The organism is Polymorphospora rubra, assembly GCF_018324255.1.
Taxonomy (GTDB): Bacteria; Actinomycetota; Actinomycetes; order Mycobacteriales; family Micromonosporaceae; genus Polymorphospora; species Polymorphospora rubra.
The window spans coordinates 7,887,188-7,907,238 of the sequence record NZ_AP023359.1; the positions used below are offsets into that span (position 1 = coordinate 7,887,188).

General features: G+C 73.0%; 14 protein-coding genes. 10 read left to right on the forward strand and 4 right to left on the reverse strand.

All coding sequences use genetic code 11. The annotated features are described in order from the left end of the window. The first annotated feature begins 21 nt into the window (after positions 1 to 21). The 7 genes from Prubr_RS34595 to Prubr_RS34625 all read left to right on the forward strand — a co-directional run bounded on the left by Prubr_RS34595 (position 22) and on the right by Prubr_RS34625 (position 7,384). Positions 22 to 297: a (2Fe-2S)-binding protein gene (locus Prubr_RS34595; RefSeq protein ID WP_212819705.1), complete on the forward strand. Its 276-nt coding sequence runs from the start codon at positions 22 to 24 to the stop codon at positions 295 to 297. Then, complete coding sequence (locus tag Prubr_RS34600) at positions 278 to 1,675, forward strand: FAD/NAD(P)-dependent oxidoreductase (protein ID WP_212819707.1); 1,398 nt, start codon at positions 278 to 280, stop codon at positions 1,673 to 1,675. Before Prubr_RS34595 ends, Prubr_RS34600 begins: the two co-directional genes overlap by 20 nt. A 120-nt stretch (positions 1,676 to 1,795) precedes the next feature. Continuing rightward, on the forward strand, positions 1,796 to 3,262 hold the full coding sequence (locus Prubr_RS34605) for an aldehyde dehydrogenase (NADP(+)) (RefSeq protein ID WP_281425865.1): 1,467 nt from the start codon (positions 1,796 to 1,798) through the stop codon (positions 3,260 to 3,262). 126 nt (positions 3,263 to 3,388) lie between these two features. Then, a complete protein-coding gene (locus Prubr_RS34610) occupies positions 3,389 to 4,279 on the forward strand; it encodes a dihydrodipicolinate synthase family protein (protein ID WP_212819711.1) in 891 nt (296 codons plus the stop codon). A gap of 22 nt (positions 4,280 to 4,301) precedes the next feature. Then, the gene (locus Prubr_RS34615) at positions 4,302 to 5,303 is read left to right on the forward strand and encodes a proline racemase family protein (protein ID WP_212819713.1); all 1,002 of its coding nucleotides are present in this window, start codon (positions 4,302 to 4,304) and stop codon (positions 5,301 to 5,303) included. A gap of 71 nt (positions 5,304 to 5,374) precedes the next feature. Beyond that, the gene (locus tag Prubr_RS34620; RefSeq protein WP_246568059.1) at positions 5,375 to 6,049 is read left to right on the forward strand and encodes a GntR family transcriptional regulator; all 675 of its coding nucleotides are present in this window, start codon (positions 5,375 to 5,377) and stop codon (positions 6,047 to 6,049) included. A gap of 120 nt (positions 6,050 to 6,169) precedes the next feature. Then, on the forward strand, positions 6,170 to 7,384 hold the full coding sequence (locus Prubr_RS34625; protein WP_212819715.1) for a metal-dependent hydrolase family protein: 1,215 nt from the start codon (positions 6,170 to 6,172) through the stop codon (positions 7,382 to 7,384). A gap of 89 nt (positions 7,385 to 7,473) precedes the next feature. Here the strand turns inward: Prubr_RS34625 and Prubr_RS34630 are convergent, their stop codons facing one another. Beyond that, on the reverse strand, positions 7,474 to 9,486 hold the full coding sequence (locus Prubr_RS34630; RefSeq protein WP_246568061.1) for a metallopeptidase domain-containing protein: 2,013 nt from the start codon (positions 9,484 to 9,486) through the stop codon (positions 7,474 to 7,476). A 434-nt stretch (positions 9,487 to 9,920) separates the two neighbouring features. On the opposite strand from Prubr_RS34630, the gene Prubr_RS34635 reads away from it, so the two are divergent. Next, a complete protein-coding gene (locus Prubr_RS34635; protein ID WP_212819717.1) occupies positions 9,921 to 10,574 on the forward strand; it encodes a hemerythrin domain-containing protein in 654 nt (217 codons plus the stop codon). Here Prubr_RS34635 and Prubr_RS34640 read toward each other — a convergent pair. Continuing rightward, on the reverse strand, positions 10,561 to 13,881 hold the full coding sequence (locus Prubr_RS34640) for an ATP-binding protein (protein WP_212819719.1): 3,321 nt from the start codon (positions 13,879 to 13,881) through the stop codon (positions 10,561 to 10,563). The genes Prubr_RS34635 and Prubr_RS34640 overlap by 14 nt on opposite strands. Before the next feature lie 99 nt (positions 13,882 to 13,980). Here Prubr_RS34640 and Prubr_RS34645 point away from each other — a divergent pair, with 99 nt between their 5' ends. Then, complete coding sequence (locus tag Prubr_RS34645; protein ID WP_212819721.1) at positions 13,981 to 14,838, forward strand: DUF817 domain-containing protein; 858 nt, start codon at positions 13,981 to 13,983, stop codon at positions 14,836 to 14,838. Between the two features lie 280 nt (positions 14,839 to 15,118). Then, the gene (gene ligA / locus Prubr_RS34650) at positions 15,119 to 17,287 is read left to right on the forward strand and encodes an NAD-dependent DNA ligase LigA (RefSeq protein ID WP_212819723.1); all 2,169 of its coding nucleotides are present in this window, start codon (positions 15,119 to 15,121) and stop codon (positions 17,285 to 17,287) included. 229 nt (positions 17,288 to 17,516) lie between these two features. Here ligA and Prubr_RS34655 read toward each other — a convergent pair whose 3' ends face one another. Then, positions 17,517 to 18,473 carry a cation diffusion facilitator family transporter gene (locus Prubr_RS34655; protein ID WP_212819725.1) on the reverse strand — a complete coding sequence of 319 codons (957 nt, stop codon included), beginning with the start codon at positions 18,471 to 18,473 and terminating at the stop codon, positions 17,517 to 17,519. A gap of 5 nt (positions 18,474 to 18,478) precedes the next feature. After that, positions 18,479 to 19,936 (reverse strand): MFS transporter, encoded by a 1,458-nt coding sequence (locus Prubr_RS34660; protein WP_212828880.1) that lies wholly within the window; start codon positions 19,934 to 19,936, stop codon positions 18,479 to 18,481. Positions 19,937 to 20,051 lie beyond the last annotated feature (115 nt).

The window sequence follows — 20,051 nt, forward strand, 5'->3', positions numbered from 1 at the left end:
CCGAGCGCAGCGAGGTGCCGCATGACCGAGAGTAGTTTCACCTTCGACGACCGGCGGGTCGGTTTCACCGCCGGGCAGACCGTCGGTGCCGCGCTGATCGGCGCCGGGATCCGCTCCTGGCGCACCACCCGGGTCGAGGGCCGTCCCCGGGGCGTCTTCTGCGGCATCGGCGTCTGTTTCGACTGCCTGATCACCATCGACGGGGTACCGAACCAGCGGGCCTGCCTGATTGCGGCGCAGCCGGGGATGGCGGTCCGTACGCAGGAGGGTGGTGGCCGTGACCAGCTCGCGGTTTGACGTCGCGGTGGTCGGGGCCGGTCCGGGTGGGCTGGCCGCGGCGGAGGCGGCGGTCGGCGCCGGCGCCCGGGTGGCCCTGGTCGACGGGGCGGGACAGCCGGGCGGCCAGTACTGGCGGCATCCGGCCGGCGATCTCGACGCGGTCGCCGACCTGCACCACGGACTGAAGACGTTCCGGGCCCAGGTGCGCGCGGTCGACGCGGCGACGACGTTCTTCGGCCACCAGGTGTGGACGATCGAGAAGGTCGCGGCCGGCTTCGTCGTACGGGCGGTGGTGGCCGGCACCGAGGTCGAGATCGCCGCGACGTCGCTGGTCCTGGCCCCGGGGGCGTACGACCGGCAGTTGCCGTTTCCCGGCTGGGACCTGCCCGGCGTCTACACGGCGGGCGGGGCGCAGGCGCTGTTGAAGGGCAACCAGGTCCTCGCCGGCCGACGGGTCGTGGTGGGCGGTACGGGACCGTTCCTGCTTCCGGTCGCGTCGGGTCTGGCGGCGCGCGGCGCGAAGGTCGCCGGGGTGTTCGAGGCGAACTCGCCGCTGGGCTGGGTACGCCGGCTTCCGGCGGTGCTGCCGGTGGCCGGCAAGCTGACCGAGGGGGCGGGCTACACGGCGGCCCTGGCCCGGCACCGGGTGCCGTACCGGTCCCGGCACGCGATCGTCGCCGCGCACGGCACGGACCGGGTGACGGCGGTGACCGTGGCCCGCCTCGACCGGGACTGGCGGATCGTCGCCGGTTCGCAGCAGCGGGTCGAGTGCGACGCGGTCGCGGTCGGCTGGGGTTTCACCCCGCAGCTGGAGCTGCCGCTGGCGGTCGGCTGTGCCACCCGCGTCGACGTCGACGGCTCGGTGGTGGTGCAGGTCGACGAGGCGCAGCGGTCGTCGGTGCCCGGCGTGTACGTCGCGGGCGAGGCGTGCGGGGTCGGCGGGGCCGCGCTGGCCACGGTCGAGGGGGCCGTCGCCGGCCGGGCCGCGGCCGCGGTGGCGACGGGCCGGGCGGCGGGCGCCGGTGCGGTGCCGCGCCGGCTGGTCGGCCAGCGGAACCGGCTGCGGGCGTTCGCGTCCGCCATGCACCGCACCCACCCGGTGCGCGACGGCTGGCGGGACTGGCTCACCGACGAGACGCTGGTGTGCCGGTGCGAGGAGGTGTCCGCGGGGCGGCTGCGCGAGGCGACCGACGAACTGGGCGCGACCGACGCCCGGTCGGCGAAGCTGTTGAGCCGGGCGGGGATGGGCTGGTGCCAGGGCCGGGTCTGCGGATACGCGACGTCGTGCCTGGTGGCGGCCTGGTCGGGCCGGCCGTTCGAGCCGGGTGCGGCGGCGGAGCGTCCGGTGGCCGTACCGATCCCGTTGGGTCTGCTGTCCCAGCACCCGGGAACCTGACCGTGGTCGGGCACTTTCTGTCCGTGACTTCAGTGACATTTTACATGTCACCGATTATGGTAATGTCGCACTGGAGCCGAATGTCAGGCGCTCGTCCTGCCCCGGCCCGAAATCTCCCACTTGGTCGTCACCACCGAGAGGACCGCCATGCCTGACGTCGACCGCACCGTCCGCGCCGCCGACGACGCCTTCGAGGCGTGGGAGCGGCACGGTCGCACCGGCCGCGCCGACGTGCTCGACGCGATCGCCGAGCGCCTCGAGGCCGCCCGGGCCGACCTCGTCCCCGTCGCCGAACGGGAGACCGGGCTGGCCACCGCCCGGCTCGAGGGCGAGGTGGGACGGGCCGCGTTCCAGTTCCGGCTGTTCGGCACCGTGCTGCGGGAGGGCTCGTACGTCGAGGCGACGATCGACCCCGCCGGCGACACTCCCCTGGGCCGCCGTCCCGACCTGCGCCGGATGCTGATCCCGCTCGGCCCGGTCGGGGTCTTCGGCGCCAGCAACTTCCCCTTCGCGTTCAGCGTCGCCGGCGGCGACACCGCGTCCGCGCTGGCCGCCGGTTGCCCCGTCGTGGTCAAGGCCCACCCGTCGCACCCGGAGACCAGCCGCCGGTCGTACGAGGTCATCCGGGCCGCGGTCGAGTCGGCCGGGCTGCCGGCCGGCGTGATCGGTCTCGTCGAGGGCTACCAGGCCGGCGTCGACCTGGTGAACCACCCCGACATCACCGCGGTCGGCTTCACCGGCTCGATCGCCGGCGGCCGGGCACTGGCCGACCTCGCCGCCGCCCGCCCCCGGCCGATCCCCTTCTACGGCGAACTCGGCAGCCTCAACCCGCTGGTCGTCTCGCCCGGCGCGGCGGCCGCCGACCCGGCCGGGATCGCCACCGGCTACGTCAACTCGGTGACCGGCAGCCTCGGCCAGCTCTGCACCAAGCCCGGCCTGCTCTTCGTGCCGGTCGGCCCGGACGGCGACAAGTTGCGCGCCGCCCTCGCCGAGGCCGTGGCCGCCACCGCGCCCGGCCGCCCGCTCAACAGCGCGATCAAGGACGCGTACGTCCGCGAGACCGGCCGGCGCCGCGACGACGCCCGGCTGGCCCTGCTCGGCGAGGGCACGCCGGCCGGACCGGACCAGGCCAGCCCGGCGCTGTTCACCGTCGCCGCCGCCGACCTCACCGGCGACCTGCTGGAGGAGTGCTTCGGCCCCACCGCACTGGTGATCGGCTACGAGGGCACCGACGACCTGCTCGACGCGCTGCGCCGGCTCGACGGCCAGCTGACCGCCACCCTGCACGTCACCGCCGACGAGACGGCGCTGCGCGACCGGCTGCACGACGTGGTGCGCCGCCGCGCCGGCCGGCTGCTCTTCGGCGGCTTCCCCACCGGACTCGCGGTCGCCTGGGGCACCCACCACGGTGGACCGTACCCGTCGACCACCCTGAGTGGACACACCTCGGTCGGCGCCACCGCCATCCGGCGCTGGCTGCGGCCGGTCAGCTACCAGGACGCGCCGGCGGACATCCTCCCGGCCGAACTGCGGGACGGAAACCCGACCGGCATCCCGCGCCGGATCGACGGGACACTGACCACTTGAGAGACACGGCGCAACGGCCGGCCCGGACCGGGGCGGACGCCGCCGGGCGGGCCCGGCCCGCCGTACGACGAGCGTCGGCGACGAGGCCGACGGACGCATGACACCATTGCATCAAAGGAGACGAGCGTGGAAGACCGGAAGCCCTGGCACGGCGTCCTCGTGGCGACGCCGACCCCGCTGCGTGCCGACCTGACGGTCGACTACGACAGCTACGCCGAGCACGTGAAGTGGCTGGCCGACAACGGCTGCCACGGGGTGTGCCCCAACGGGTCCCTGGGTGAATACCAGGTCCTCACCGACGAGGAGCGGGCGCGGATGGTCCAGGTGGCGGTCGAGGCCGCGCCGGAGGGCTTCACCGTCATGCCGGGCGTCGGCGCGTACGGCGCCCGCGAGGCCCGTGCCTGGGCCGAGCAGGCCGCCGAGGCCGGCGCCCAGGTGGTGATGGCGCTGCCGCCGAACTCCTACCGGGGCGACGACCGGGCGGTCATCGAGCACTACCGCGAGGTGGCCAAGGCCGGGCTGCCGGTGTCGGCGTACAACAACCCGCTCGACACGAAGATCGACCTGCGGCCGGAACTGCTCGCCGAGCTCTACAACGAGGGCCTGATCGTCGGCGTCAAGGAGTTCACCGGCGAGGCCCGGCGGGCCTACCAGATCACCGAACTGGTCCCCGGCCTCGACATCCTGATCGGCTCCGACGACTCGGTGCTCGAGGTGGGGCTGGCCGGGGCGAAGGGGTGGGTCGCCGGCTACCCGAGCGCCTTCCCCCGCGCCTGCGTCGAGCTCTACGAGGCGACGCTGCGGCACGACCTGGCGACGGCCCTGCCGCTCTACCGGGAGCTGCACGCGTTGCTGCGCTGGGACTTCCACACCGAGTTCGTCCAGGCGATCAAGCTGTCCATGGACGTCGTCGGCCGGTACGGTGGCCCGTGCCGCCCGCCGCGCCAGCCGCTGCTGCCCCGCGACGAGGCGGAGATCCGCGAACTCACCGAGCGGGCCGCCGCCAAGTACGCCTGACACGGCGGGGAAAGAGGTTCCGATGCGGTCGAAGCGGGTGTTCCACGCGGTGGACTCCCACACCGAGGGGATGCCGACCAGGGTCATCACCGGCGGCGTGGGCACCCTGCCCGGCGCGACGATGTTCGAGCGCCGCCGGTGGTTTCTGGCCAACGCCGACAACATCAGGAAACTGCTGATGTTCGAGCCGCGTGGGCACTCGGCGATGAGCGGCGCGATCCTGCAGCCGCCGACCCGGCCGGACGCCGACTGGGGCGTGCTCTACATCGAGGTCTCCGGGTGCCTGCCGATGTGCGGGCACGGCACGATCGGGGTGGCGACCGTACTGGTGGAGACCGGCATGGTGGAGGTGACCGAGCCGGTCACCACGATCCGGCTCGACACCCCGGCCGGGCTCGTCGTGGCCGAGGTCGCCACCACCGACGGCGTCGCCGAGTCGGTGACGATCCGCAACGTTCCGTCGTACACCGACCGCCTGGACGCGCAGGTCACCGTGCCGGGCTTCGGCACGGTGACCTACGACCTGGCGTACGGCGGAAACTTCTACGCGATCCTGGAGGCCGACCGGTTGGGGCTGAAGGTCGATCCGTCGCAGCAGCAGGAGCTGCTCTCCGCCGGACTGGCCATCATGGATGCCATCAACGAGCAGGACCGGCCGGTCCACCCGGAGAACGCCGACATCAACGTCTGCCACCACGTGCAGCTGGTCGCCGCCGGTTCGACCGCCCGGCACTCCCGGCACGCCATGGCCATCCACCCGGGCTGGTTCGACCGGTCGCCCTGCGGCACCGGCACGTCGGCCCGGATGGCACAGTTGCACTCCCGTGGTGAACTGGGTCCCGGCGACGAGTTCGTCAACCAGTCGTTGATCGGGAGCCGGTTCATCGGCCGGATCATCGGTGAGACGACGGTGGCCGACCGGCCCGCGATCCTGCCCACCGTCACCGGTCGGGCCTGGATCACCGGAACCGCGCAGTACTTCCTCGACCCGAGGGACCCCTTTCCGGAGGGTTTCCTTCTCTAGGATTGGCAACCAGCGGTCACCCGCGGGCTCCGGCCGGCGAGCCGTACGACGACTAGCGAGAGACGACACAGATGGCCGACTCCTCAAAGTTGACTCTTCCGACCTTCGCCCGGCGGATGAGCCTGCGCGAGAAAGTGGCCGACGCGCTTCGGGGTGCGATCGTGTCGGGCGAGATGAAGCCGGGCGAGCTGTACTCGGCGCCCGACCTGGCCGAGCGGTTCGGGGTCTCGGCGACCCCGGTCCGCGAGGCGATGCTCGACCTGGTCAAGCAGGGTCTGGTCAACCCGGTCCGGAACAAGGGATTCCAGGTGACCGCGGTGTCCGAGGCCGACCTCGACCACATCACCCGGATCAGGGAGCTGCTCGAGCCGCCGGCGGCCGGCGAGGCGTGTGGGCACATCACCCCGGAGCTGCTGACGACGTTGCAGTCGCTGGCCGGCGACATCGTCGCGGCGGCGGCCGAGGGCGACCTGATCCGGTACATCGGGGCCGACCACGAGTTCCACCGGCGCCTGCTGGGCGCCGGTGGCAACCACCGGCTGGTCCGGATCGTGGAGGACCTGCGGTCGCAGAGCCGCCTCTACGGGCTGGCCAGCCTGGCCGAAGCCGGACAACTGGTCCGTAACGCTCTCGAACACGTGCAGATGTGCGACCTGATCCAGGCCGGCAAGGCCGACGATCTGGAAGACCTGATGCGTACGCACATCGGCCGCGTCCGCCGCGAGTGGGCCGGCCGCCCCTCGTAACCCCCGCTCCCCTCCCTCCCCTCTCCCCCACCCCTCTTCGTTCCGCGATCTTGCAGATATCTCCCCCTTTTGCGCACTTTGTCGGGCGACAAGTGCAAGATCGCGGGGAAAGGATGCCGTGTGGCGTCCACCGTCCTGATCAATGCCCGGGTCCTCGACGTGACCACGGGCGACTACCGCAGCGGCAGCCGGGTCGTCGTCACCGACGGCCGGATCGCCGACGTCGGCCCGAACGCCACCACCGGGGGCGCCGAGACGATCGACGTCGGCGACCGGGTCCTGATGCCCGGCCTGCTCGACGCCCACTTCCACCCGATGATCGCCTCGATGCACATCGGCTCGCTGCTCGACTGGCCGATGACGCTGCTCTCCCAGTACGCCCGGCGGGCCCTGGAGGACGCCCTGGCCCGGGGCTTCACGACCGTACGGGACCCCTGCGGCAGCGACCGGGGCCTGGCCCGGGCGGTCGAACTCGGCCTGATCCGCGGCCCCCGGATGTTCGTCTCCGGCCGGGCCCTGTCGCAGACCGGCGGCCACGGCGACGAGTGGCCCTCGGACATCGGCTGTCCCGGTCACCACCACAGCCCGTTCTCCCGCATCGCCGACGGCGTCGACGAGGTGCGCAAGGCCGCCCGCGACGAACTCAAGCGCGGCGCCGACCACATCAAGATCATGGCGTCCGGCGGAATCTCGTCGCCCACCGACGAGATCTGGACCATGCAGTACACCGAGGCGGAGATGGTCGCCGCCGTCGAGGAGGCCCGGGCCCGGCGGGCGTACGTACTCGCGCACGCCTACACCGCCGAGTCGGTGAGCCGCGCCGTACGGGCCGGGGTCCGCTCGATCGAGCACGGCAACCTCATCGACGCCGACACCGCCGCCCTGATGGCGCGGCACCGGACGTTCCTGGTGCCGACCCTGGTGGCGTACGAGAAGATCTTCGAACTGGGTGCAGAGCTGGGCATGCCGGAGAACCAGCGGCGCAAGGTCGTCGACGTGATCGACGCCGGCCTGGACGCGGTCAACCTGGCCGCCGATGCCGGCGTACGGATCGGGTTCGGCACCGACCTGCTCGGCCCGGCCCAGGTGCACCAGAGCCGCGAGTTCGGCATCCGGGCCAAGGCGCAGGAGTCGATCGACGTGATCCGGTCGGCCACCGTCGTCAACGCCGATCTGTTCGGCATCGCCGACCGGGTGGGCCTGGTCGAGCCCGGCTTCGACGCCGACCTGATCGTCGTCGACGGCGACCCGCTCGCCGACGCGACCGTGCTGTCGCACCCCGGGACGGTCCGCCTGGTGATGCGTGCGGGCGAGGTCATGGCCGGCGGGCTGTAGCCACCGCGGGCCGGCCGCACGCCGGCCGGGTGGATCGACGAAAGGGCGCCCCCGGTCCGCACCGGGGGCGCCCTTCGTGGTGGTGATGGTTACTTCTCGACGCGGCAGTTCGCCGTCGACTTCTTGGTCGGGTCGCTCTCCGAGGTGGCGGTGAGCTTCACGACGCCGGCCGACACCGCGGCGTCCGTGGCACCCACCCAGACCTTGGCCTTGACCGTCTTGCCGAACTTCGCCGTGACGACCTCGCTCGGCATGTCGACCCGCCAGCCCTTGCCGATGATCTGGGCCGAGAGCCGGTAGACGTCCGACTGCAGGTAGGCGCCGACGTTCTCCGGGTGCGCCTGGCCGCCGGCGACGTACGTGCCGGTGTTGGTCACCTCGAAGGTGCAGGTCGCGCCGCGCTTGGTCGGGTTGCCCGCGACGGTGCTGTTCTTGCCGACCGTCACGCCGCGCACGCTGTTGCCGGCGCCGTCGAGCGAGCGGACCGCCAGGGTGTACGTCAGCACGCCGTCCGCGTCGGTCTTCTTGTTGATGACGTAGAAGTGCAGGCGGTTGGCCGTGTCGACGTACTCGTACTCGCTGCCGGAGTTGGTGCCGGCCTTGAACAGCGCGTCGTTGAGCTGCCGGTAGTCGGCGACCGTCCGCTTGACCGGGGTGCCGTCCGGCTTGTAGTAGTCGACCATGTTGATGTCCTGCGGGTTGGCATCGACCACCCAGGTGAAGCAGGTGTAGCCGCAGGTGTTGGACTCGGCCGTCTTGTTCTTCGCGATCAGGACACCGTTGTCCGGCGTGAACGAGTCGGAACCGATCCGCTGGATCGTCTCCAGCGTGTAGTGGTCGTACACCGACTGGCCGGCACACAGCGGGTCGGCGTTCATGTCACAGGCCGGGGTGTTGTCCCGGTTCATGCTGATCCGTACGCCCTGGACGTCCTTGGCGCCGGGCACCGCCGTACGGGCCTTGACGTCGATGACCGCGACACCGGTCGTGGCCAGCGCCTCACGGGAGAGCCGGACCACCTGGTCCTCGTCGATGTGGCCCAGCTTCAGCTTGCTGCGCAGGGTCTGCCCGGCCGGCATCGCCGCGCCCTGGGCCGCCGGCACCACCCACCGGGCGTGCGGGCCGCCCGGACCGTTGAACGAGCCGCGGTCCATCTGGTCCCACGGACCGGAGCCGACCCGCCGGTACGGCGTGACGTACGGGTTGTTGTTGTTGTCGGCGATGCCGAACGTGTGGGCGATCTCGTGCGTGATCGTGCCGGAGCTCTCACCCTGGCGCATGCTGGACGAGCCCCACTGCTGGGACCCGGCCTTCCACGAGGTCCACGGCACGTAACGGCTGACGACCCAGTTCGGCAGGTTGGGGTCCGGCGGGCCCCAGGCGTCCGGGACGTCCTCCTTGTTCTGGAACATCATCTCGCCGAACTCCTGCCACACCGACGTCTCGTCGTAGCCGGCGTAGATGCGCAGGACCAGGTCGAACTGCGAACGGATGTCCTGGCCCGCGTCGGCGCGCCACAGGGCGTCCGCGTCGGTCTCGAACCGGCCGTTGCAGGTGAAGCCGGACGGGCAGCCGGACTGGTTCTGGCCGATGTCGTTGAGGCCGTACTCGAACTGGTTGCGCGGCATCCGGTACGGACCGAACGGCGCGAACTCCACGCCGACCCGGCCACCGGTCTGCTCCATCCAGTACTTGTTGACGGTGTGCCCGCGGTTGATCTCGTTCGGGGTGCCCCAGAAGTCCGCGTAGAACTGCGGGACGTCCTCGCGCGCCACCGGGTTGATCTGCGGGTTGCGGAACGCGTCGCTGCCGCGCCGCTGGGTGATGACGAACGGCTGGTCGGCGTAGTCGACGGCGACCAGGGCGATCTTCAGCTTGCGCTGGGTCGGCTGCCGGCTCGGGTCACCCCAGTCGATGCCCGGGACGGGCTGGTAGTCGTCCCAGGTCATGTCGTCCTGGTCCTGCCAGTTCTGCGGGTCGATCGCCGAGAACGGCCCGCCACCCGTCGTGTCGGCCTGCGCCGGTCCGGCGGCGAGGCCGCCGAGCATGACCGCGGCGGCCGCCGCCGCGACCGCGGTGAGCAGCTTTCTGTGCCGGAACATCTGCCTTCTGGATCTATTCGCCATCAACAGCACCTTCCTGGAACTGGACACACCGAACGCGGACGCGGGGGGGTTGGACGCCGGGACGGCTGGTTCGGCCGGCGGGCCGCCGTACGGGCGACCGGTCGGCCGTACGGGTGCACGACCGGCGGGCCGCCGATGGCCCGCTTCGATCACGAACGGTAGGGAACGGGCGAGCGACAGGTCTTCGGACAAGTGCCGGAAGCCCGACCGCGCGCGGAGAACTTCTGTCGAGATCCGGGTCGATGCCGTCCATCGACCGACCGAATGCCGTGCCTCGACGGCCGTACGTCCGACAGATGAACGAACCCGGGCGGCCGGGGCAGCGCCCGCAAGTGCGCGCCAAGCGCCGGTTAAGTCGGCCACCGGACCGTAGGGGTCGACCCGAAACAGTACGACTCCCGGAGTGAGCCATGACCGCTGCCGTCGACCGCCCGAACCTGGTCGCCTTCCGAATCGTCCACCGCGCCATGCGCGGGGACGCCCGCCGCCTCGCCGACACCGTCGAACGCATCGCCCGGGGCACGAGCCCGTGCGGTGCCGCCCGCGCACGGGCCGTCGCCGGGTACGTCGACACGCTGTGCGACGGGATCCACCACCACCATGCCAACGAGGACCGGCTGCTGTGGCCGGTGCTGGAACGCAGCGCCGGCGCCGAGGTCGACCTGTCCGCCCTCTCCGACGACCACTCCCACCTCGACCCGCTGCTCGACCAGGTCCGGGCCGGGGCGCGGGCGCTGGCCGCGGCACCGGCCGACCGGGCGGTGGCCGGCCGGCTCGCCACCCTGCTCGGTACCTTGCGCGACCTGCTCGACGAGCACATCGAGGACGAGGAGCGGACGATCTTCCCGATCATCGACCGGTACGTGTCCGGCGCCGACTGGCGGCAGGTCGAGGACCAGATCCGCAAGGGCTCGCAGATCCGGTTCGACCTGCCCCGGATGGAACGGTTCGCGGCCCCGGACGAACTCGCCGAGCTGTACCGGATGGCCGGCCCGGGGTTGCGGATCATGGTCGCGCTGGTGCGCCCCGGCTACCGTCGCCGGGAACGGCTCATCTTCGGCTGACCGGGGCGATCGCGGCCGCGGCGGCGGCAGCCTGCGCGGCCCAGTGGTCGGCGCCGAGCCGGGTCGCCAGCGCGCCGGCCGCCGCGAAGTGCTCGGCCGCCCGCTCCGGCCGGCCGAGCAGCACCGCCAGCTCGCCGAGGGCGTGGTCGACGGGCCCACCGGTGACCGAGCCGCTGGACAGCCCGGCCAGCCGACCGGCCCACGGCAGCAGCGCGGTGTAGCAGTCGTCGGCGACGGCCCGGTCCGCGAAGGCGACCGCCACCTGGGCCCGGAGCCCCGTCCAGAGCAGCCAGTAGTAGTCCTCGCGTACCGGCAGGTCCGGACGCCACACCGCGCGGGCTTCGGCGGGCCGTCCGGCGGCCAGCAGCGCGCGGGCCATCAGGTCGTGGGTGTACTGGGGGACCTGGGCGTACAGGGGCGCCAGCTCCGGCAGCGACTGCTCGACCCGGCCGGCGGCGAGCCGGGTGAAGTACCGCGCCGCCACGCCGACCGCGAGAGCGTTCGGTACGCCGGCCCGGTCGAGCCGCCCGGCGGTCTCGGTGAAGCCGCGTTCGGCCTCGTCGAACTCGCCGGCGACCAGCGCCCGCAGCGCGTCGAACAGCGACATCACGGCGAGCGTCGGGCCTAGTTGGCCGAGGGTGGAGGAGCGGATCGCCTGGTCGACGTGCCGGCCGGCGACGGCCAGTTCGCAGTTGTCCAGCGCGACCTGGAACAGGATGTGGTGCGCCTGCGACTCGTAGCCGGGCAGGCCGGCGGCGCGGGCGACCTCGAGCAGTTCGGCACCGAGCGCCGGCAGCCGGTGGAACCGGCGGGGCGCCAGGTCGACGAAGTACCGCGCGTTCAGCGCGACGCACAGCGCCGGCAGGTCGCCGACCGTGCGCGCCAGCCGCAGCGCCTCCGTCGACGCCTGGTCGGCCCGGTCCGGGTCGTCGCCCTCTATCTCGAAGACCAGGGCGCTCAACAGTCGGCTACGCAGCACGTCGGACCGGGCGGGCAGGGCCGCCAGGGTCCGCTCGATCGTGGCCACGAGTTCGACGTCGACCGCGCGGGCTTCGCGGATCGTCCAGGTCACCGGGGCGTCCATGGCCACCAGGGCCCGGGCGGTGGCGACGGGGTCGGCCAGCGGGCGCGCGGCCGCCACCGCCCGCTGCCGGGTGGTGCGGGCCCCCCGCGAGTCGGCGCACCGGGACTGCGCGGACGCCAACCCGCACAACAGGTCGACCCGGGTCGCCGGGTCCGCGTCGGCGACCTGGTCCAGCGCGGCCAGGGCCCCGGTCCACAGCTCCGCCGCCTCGAGGTGGGCGTTGATGCCGGCGGCCCGCCGGGCGGCCCCGGCGGCGTACCCGACGGCCCGGTCCACGGCGGTGGGCCCGGCGGCGAGCGCGTGGTACGCGAGCGCGGCCAGGTCGTCCGGCCGCTGCCGCTCCAACGTAGACAGCACCCGGCCGTGCATCCGGGTCCGCCGCAACCGGGGCGTGTCCTCGTAGAGCGCGTCCCGGATCAACGCGTGCGTGAACCGCACCCGGCCCGGTGCCGGCTCGACCAGCAACCCGGTCAGCACGCCCGCCTCCAGGCCGTCGAACACCGTGTCCTCACCGGCCGCGTCGGCGGCCAGCAACACGTCCACGTCGACGTCCCGACCGATCACGGCCGCGCCACGCAGCACCGTCACCGCACTCGCCGGCAGCCGCGAGATCCGCCGCCGCAGCACGTTGCGGATGCCCGACGGAATCACCTGCACGGCGGCGGCCGGCCCCTCGGCGACGATCAGCCGGGCGGTCTCACAGACGAACAACGGATTGCCGCCGGTGCGCTCGGTCACCGCCCGTACCGTTTCCGGGTCGACGGCGGCACCGACGTACCGGCGCAACAGCCGGCCGACGGACGCCTCGTCCAGGCCGCCGAGGTCCAGCACGTCGGACCGGGGCCCGGCCAGCGCCGCCAGCGTGGCATCGAGGTCGGCGTGGAACTCCGCCGGCCGGTAGGTGCCGACCACCAGCATCGGAACAGCCGTCTGCTCGGCGGCGACCATCCGCAGCACCTGCAGCGTCTCGCAGTCGGCCCGGTGCACGTCGTCGAGCAGCACCAGCAGCGGTCCCTTCGCCGCGATCTCGGCCAGGTAGGCACCGACGGCGCGGGCCAGCCAGAACTGGCCACCGCCCGGCGCACCGTCGCCCAGCAGCGGCGCCAGCCGGTCGGCCAGCCCGTCCCCGATCGGATGGCTGCGGCTCAGCGACCGCACCACCTCGCTCCACGCCCACGCGGGCGGGGCGCCGCCCTCCACCTCGGGGCACCGCCCGACGGCCACCTGCCAGCCGCGGTCGCGCAGCCGGCCACCGACCGCCTCGACCAGCGCGGTCTTGCCCGCCCCCGCCTCGCCGCCCACCCACCGGACCCGTAACCCGCCGGTGGCGGCCTGGTCGCCGGCCGCCAGCAACGCGGCCACCTCGACGTCCCGCCCGTCAAGGTCCCCGGCCGTACGGCCGACCGGCACACCGCCCCGGGCCGGCGGCTCGGCCGGCGGCAGGGTCGGCGCCGGCCCGGCCAGATGTGGTGCCTGAGCCAAGACGTCGGTCTCCAGGGCGCGCAGCGCCGGACCGGGGTCCACCCCCAACTCGTCGACGAGCCGCTGCCGGGTACGGCGCAGCACCGCGAGCGCGTCGCCCTGCCGGCCCGCCCGGTACAGGGCCAGTGCCAGCAGCCGGACCGCCTCCTCGCGCAGCGGATGCTCCTGGACATGCGCGTCGAGGTCCGGCACGACCTGCAGGTGCCGTCCCCGGTCCAGCGCCGCCTGCGCGCGCAACTCGACCGCGCCGGCCCGCAACTCGTCGAGCCGGTTCGCCTCGCCGGCCGCCCACGGATCGCCGACGAACTCGGCGTACGCCGGTCCGGTCCACAGCCCGAGCGCGGCGTCGACCAGTTCCTCGACCCGGTCCGGCCGGTGCTCGGCCCAGGCCTGGCCGGCGTCGGCAAGCAGGGATTCGAACCGCCAGGCGTCGACGTCGTCCGGTTCGAGACGCAGCGCGTACCCGGGGGCGACGCTGACCAGGACGCCGGCCGGGGTCCGTGGCGGCCGGTCCGGCTCCAGCACCCGCCGCAGGTGCGACACGTAGACCTGGAGCGCGGCGAGCGCCTTCGGCGGCGGCTCACCGCGCCACAGGTCGTCGATGAGCCGGTCGGTGGAGACGACGTGCCCGCCGGCCCGGACCAGCCGGGCCAGCACCGCCCGTTGCCGGGGACCACCCGGGTCGACCACCGTGTCGCCGACCATCGCGCGTAGCGGGCCGAGCACCCCCACCCGCACCATGAAGCGCAGCATAGTCGCCGCCAGGTGCCATGATCTCGATTGTCGAGGAGGCGACAGGAGGCGGGGCCAGCCCCGGAGCGCCGGATCGGAGATCGACGGATGCGACAGTTGCTACGGTTCGGGATACAACAGGCGTTGAGCTGTGTGTTCGCCGTCGTCCTGTTCGGGATGCTGGCCGTCACCGAGGTCTGGGCCACCCCGATCCCCCGCTACGACCTGCTGCTGATCGGCTGCCTGCTGCTGACCGCCGTACTGTGGCTGGCCCGGGTCGAGACGACCCGGGAGGTGCTGGTCATCGGTGTGTTCCACCTCGTCGGCCTGGCCCTGGAACTGTTCAAGGTCCGGGCCGGCTCGTGGGCGTACCCCGAGGACGCGTACACCAAGATCGGCGGCGTGCCGCTCTACAGCGGCTTCATGTACGCGGCCGTCGGCAGCTACATGTGCCAGGCCTGGCGGCGGCTCGACCTGGCTCTCACCGGCTACCGGCCGGTGCCGACCTCGATCGCGGCCGCCGGCGTCTACGCCAACTTCTTCACCCACCACTGGCTGCCCGACCTGCGCGTGCTCGGCGCGCTCGCGCTGGTCGCGACCACCTGGCGGACCACGGTGTCGTACCGGGTCGGCCGGGTGCGCTACCGGATGCCGCTGGCGGTCTCGTTCGTCCTCATCGGCCTGTTCCTGTGGCTGGCCGAGAACGCCGCCACGTTCCTCGGTGCCTGGCAGTACCCGGACCAGGGCGACATCTGGCGGATGGTGCACCTGTCGAAGTTCGGCTCGTGGGCGCTACTGGTCAGCGTCAGCTTCGTACTGGTCGCCGCACTGAAGCGGCTGGACCCGCGGAGTCGTGGTGAGGCCGGCTCCGACTTCGACCGCCCGCTGCCGCACCAGACGGATCATCGGTCGTCGGCTGCCGCCGCGGGCAGCCGCCCCGACGCGGCCAGCAGCCGCCACCACTGATCGTCGGGCGACGGCACGGCGATGCCGCGGTGGCCCGGGCCTGCGACGTGGTCCAGGAAGAAGCGCTCGAAGGATCCGGCGAAGACCGCGAACCCCCAGCTTGTCGACCACTTGACTGTCGTACCGCTGGGCTAGCCTCCAAGGCGTCCGGTGATCCGGGCCGGGCGGCACCCCGTCGGGTCCGGGCGGTCACCGATGCGGACATTTGCGCCGGTGCGACAGCTCACCGGTCGGAACGGCGGCAGCTTGGTAGGGCCGCGAAGGCGAGGAGGGGCACCCGATGGAGAGTTCCGGCGAGGCCGTGAGCACGCTGGTCGACCACGTCGACCCGGTGGTCGACGCGGCCCGGGCCGAGCCGTTCGAGAGCCCGGAGCGCTACGCCGAGGTGATCGAGGAGATCCGGTCGGCCGCCGCCACCTACTACGGTGGTTCGGACCTGGCGATGGACGACGCGACGTACGACGCGTTGATGGCCCGGGTGACGGCGACCGAGGCGGCGTTCCCGGAGTGGAAGGCGGCCGACTCGCCGACCGAGGTGGTGGCGGCCGGGGCGGCCGTGGTCGGTGACGTCGTGCACAGCTCGCCGATGCTCAGCCTCGACAACGTCTTCGACGAGGACGGCCTGCGCAAGTGGGCGGCCCGACTCGACAAGCTGCTCGGCCGGCCGGCCGGCGGCTACACGGTCGAGCCGAAGATCGACGGGCTGGCGATCGCCGCCCGCTACGTCGACGGGGTGCTGACCCAGGTCGCCACCCGCGGTGACGGGCGGGCCGGCGAGGACGTGACCGGCCAGGCCCGCCGGGCCGCCGGCCTGCCGGAGCGGCTCGGCGAGCCGCTGACGCTGGAGGTCCGGGGCGAGGTCTTCATGACCGACGACGACTTCGCCAAGGCGCAGGTGATGCGGACCGGCACCGGCGAGCCGCCGTTCGCCCATCCGCGCAGCGCCGCGGCGGGCACGCTGCGGGCCCAGGACCGGACGTACGACGCTCCGCTGTCCTTCCTCGCCTACTCGGTGCACGGGCTCGACCTCGGGGAGCCGGTCGCGCACTCGGCCGCGATGGCGCACATGGAGACCCTCGGGGTGACGACCACGACCGCGTCGCCGGTCGGCGCGGTCTGCGCCACGGTGGACGAGATCGTCGCCGCCGTCGAGGTGATCAACACCAAGCGGGGCAGCCTCGGATACGGCGTCGACGGAGCGGTGATCAAGGCCGACCAGCCGGCCGACCGCGACGCGGCTGGTTCGTCGAGCCGGGCACCGCGCTGGGGAGTGGCCTACAAGTTCCCGGCCGACACCCGCACCACGAAGCTGCTGCGCATCGACGTGCAGGTGGGCCGGACCGGGGTGATCACCCCGGTGGCCGTGCTCGAGGCGGTGCAGGTCGGCGGGGTCACGGTCACCTCGGCGACGCTGCACAACTTCGGCGATCTCGTACGCCGCAACGTGTGGCCCGGCGACACCGTCTTCGTCCGGCGGGCCGGCGACGTGATCCCCGAGATCACCGGCGCGAAACTCGACGAGCGTCCGGCGGACGCGGTGGCGTTCGAGCCGCCGACGCACTGCCCCCGCTGCGGCGGCGAGATCGACCGTTCGCAGAAGCGGTGGCGGTGCACCCAGGGCCGGGCCTGCGGGGCACGGGAGTCGCTGGCCTACTACGCCGCCCGCGACTCGATGGACATCGAAGGACTCGGCGACAAGATCATCGACCTGGTGGTGGCCGCCGGTCTGGTCACCGACCCGGCCGACCTCTACGACCTCGACGTCGAGGCGCTGGTGAAGCTCGACCGGATGGGTGAGACGTCGGCCGGCAAGCTGGTCGCCAACATCGCCGCCTCGACGTCGCAGCCGCTGTCGCGGGTGCTCACCGGCCTCGGCGTACGGATGACCGGCCGGTCGATGTCGCGCCGGCTGGCCCGGCACTTCGGCACGATGGACGCGCTGACCACAGCGGGCGTCGAGGACCTCCAGCAGGTCGAGGGGGTGGGCCCGGAACGGGCGGTCACCATCCACGCCGAACTCGTCGACCTCGCGCCGGTGATCACCAAACTGCGCGAGCGGGGCGTCAACATGGCCGAGCCCGGGGTGAAGGAGTGGACGCCGGGCGCGACCGAGGCCGCCGAAGAGAACGGGACCACCGACGGCGGCGCTCCGGTGCTGCCGCTGCGCAAGGCGGACGGAAAGCCGATGACGGTCGTGGTCACCGGGTCGGTGCCCGGCCTGACCCGCAACGAGGGCAACGAGGCCGTCGAACTGCTCGGCGGAAAGTCGTCGGGTTCGGTGTCGGCGCGCACCGACCTGGTGGTCGTCGGCGACGGTGCCGGTTCGAAGGCCGACAAGGCCGAGAGCCTCGGTGTCCGGATCATGCCGGCCGACCGGTTCGCGGAGTTGCTGGCCGCGCACCGGGCCGGCGACGCCGCCACCGTGGCCGAGATCCTGGCCGTGCCCTGACGGCCCGCGTCACCCGCTGACGAGCCGGGGTGCCGCGCCCCCGACCGGCGCGACACCCCGGCTCGACCGGCACAGCCCGTTGATCGTCTGCGTTCCAGGCGTTGCCGGTCCGGCGTGTCGGCTGTCGGAACAGCAGACGATCTTCGGGCGGGCAACCGTCGGTCGCCCGCCGAGGCAGCCCAGCGACCGCAGCCCGCCGACGGTCGCCCGCTGGCGCGGCAGGGGCCGGTCAGCCGCCCTCCTCGGTGTCGCGGCGGGAGACCCGGGCGCCGGTCGGGTCGAGGAAGACGTACCGGATGCTGGGGTGGACGGCGAGCAGTCGCCGCTCGGCCTCGTCGGCGGCGGCCTCGATCTCGGCGCCGGTCGCCACGTCGGCGAAGTCGACCTTCGCCGCGACCAGGATCTCGTGCGGGCCGAGTTGCATCGTCAGCAGGGTGGAGACCCGGTCGACGACCGGGATCTCGGAAAGCTCGGTGCTGATCGCGGACCGCAGCCGGCCCGGGGCGCTGTGCCCGACCAGCAGGGTGATGTTGCTGCGGGCCAGCGTCGTCGCCACGACCAGCAACAGCAGGCCGATGGCGATCGACGCCACCCCGTCCCAGAGTTCGTTCCCGGTCGCCTGGGTCAGGCCGAGGCCGAGGGCGGCCAGGAACAGGCCGACCAGTGCCGCACTGTCCTCGAGGAAGACCGCCTTGACGGCGGTGTCGGCGGTACGGCTCAGGTAGCGGCGCATCGTGACCCCCCACGGCTTCGCCGCCCGGCGGACCTGGAACGCGGCGCGGGCCAGCGAGATCGCCTCGAGGACGAAGGCGACGACCAGCACCAGATAGCTGAGGGTGAAGTCGCTCGTCGGGGTGCCGCTGCGGATGCTGTTGACGCCGTGGGTGATGGCGAAGCCGGCCCCGCCGACAAAGGTGAAGACCGCCGCGAGGAACGCCCAGACGTACGTCTCCTTGCCGTGTCCGAACGGGTGCCGGCTGTCCGCGCCCCGGGTGCCGCGCCGTACGGCGGTGTAGAGCAGGATTTCGGTGACGGTGTCGGCGAACGAGTGCGCCGCCTCGGACAGCATCGCCGCCGACCCGGAGACCAGTCCGGCGACCAGCTTCGCCACCGCCACCCCGAGATTGGCCAGGCCGGCGAGGATCACCGTACCGGCGCTCTCCGCGGCCTGCTCCGGCCGGGCCATCCCGGCTAGCCCCTGGACCGGTGGGCGACGAGAACGTCGGTCAACGCGGCGGCGAGCGCGACCAGCATGAAGACCAGGGCGACGGCCAACGCGTCACGGAACGCGATCGACCATTCGAAGCCGGTGGCGGCGAGCCGGGCGAAGAACACCGAGCCGACGCCGGCGATGCCGATCGCCGAGCCGATGCGCTGCCCGGTCTGGAGCATGCCGGCGGCACTGCCGGCGTTGCCGACCGGCACCTCCGACAGGGTCAGCGTCTGGTTCGGCGTGATGACCAGCCCGCTACCGAAGCCGGCGAGCAGCAGCGGCGCGGTGGTCGCCAGGGCGGCGTCGTGGCCGGGTACGAAGTGCAGGGCGACGATGGTGCCGGCCAGGCCGAGCGCCACCAGCAGCAGCCCGGCCGCGACCAGCGGTCGCCCGTAGCGGTTGACGAGCCGGCCGCCGACGACGGCCCCGACCGCCGAGCCGAGGGCGAACGGGGTGACGGCGAGACCGGCCAGCAGCGCGCTGTAGCCCAGGCCGGTCTGCAGGTAGAGGGTGAACACGAAGAAGATCGCGGTGAAGCCGGCGAAGTAGAGCAGGGCGATCACGGCGCCCAGCGAGTACGACCGCAGCCGGAAGAGCGACAGTTCGAAGACCGGGGCCCCGCCGGCCCGGCGGTGATGGCGCTCCCAACGGACGAACGCGAAGAGCACGGCGGCGGCGACCGGCAGCAGCAGCCACTTCACCGGCCCCCGCCACTGCTGTTCCTGCACCAGCGGCAGCAGCAGTACGACGACACCGACCCCGAGCAGCACCACGCCGACCGGGTCGAGGGTCCGCCACCCCGGTACGGCGCCGTGGCGGGTCGGGATCAGCCGCCAGCCGAGGATCGCGGCGACGATTCCGACCGGCACGTTGACGTAGAACACCCACCGCCAGCCCTCGTGCGGGCCGGCCACCGCGATCAGGCCGCCGCCGAGCAGCGGGCCGATCGCGGTGGAGACGCCGATGGTCGCGCCGAGCACCCCGAACGGGCGGCCCCGCTCCGGCCCCCGGAAGAGTTCCTGGATCAGGCCGGTGACCTGCGGGTTCACCACGCCGGCCGCGACGCCCTGGATCAGCCGGGCGACGATCAGCCACGTCGCGGACTGGGCGAGGCCGGCGGCGGCACTCGCGGCGGTGAAGCCGATCAGCCCGACGACGAAGGCGCCGCGCCGGCCACGGGCGTCACCGAAGCGGCCGGCGGGCACCAGCACCAGACCGAACGTGAGCGCGTACCCGGACAGCACCCACTGCAGATCGCTGGGGCTGGCCTGGAGCGCGGCCCGCATCGACGGGATCGCGACATTGACGATGCTGACGTCGAGCAGGGTCATGAACGCCGCGACCAGCCCGACCGACAGCGCCCGCCAGCGACGCCGGTCGGCGGCCCGGTCCGGCGGATGGTCGGGATCGGCGTCGCTCGGTGTCGGGGCGGCCATGGTGCCCTTCCGCTGCCGCACACCGCGGATCGGTGTGCGCGGCGCTGCGCTTTCCCGGGCGACCCACGCCGAAACCGCCCAGCCGGGCCACGGACCGGCGTAGGTTACGGGGGCG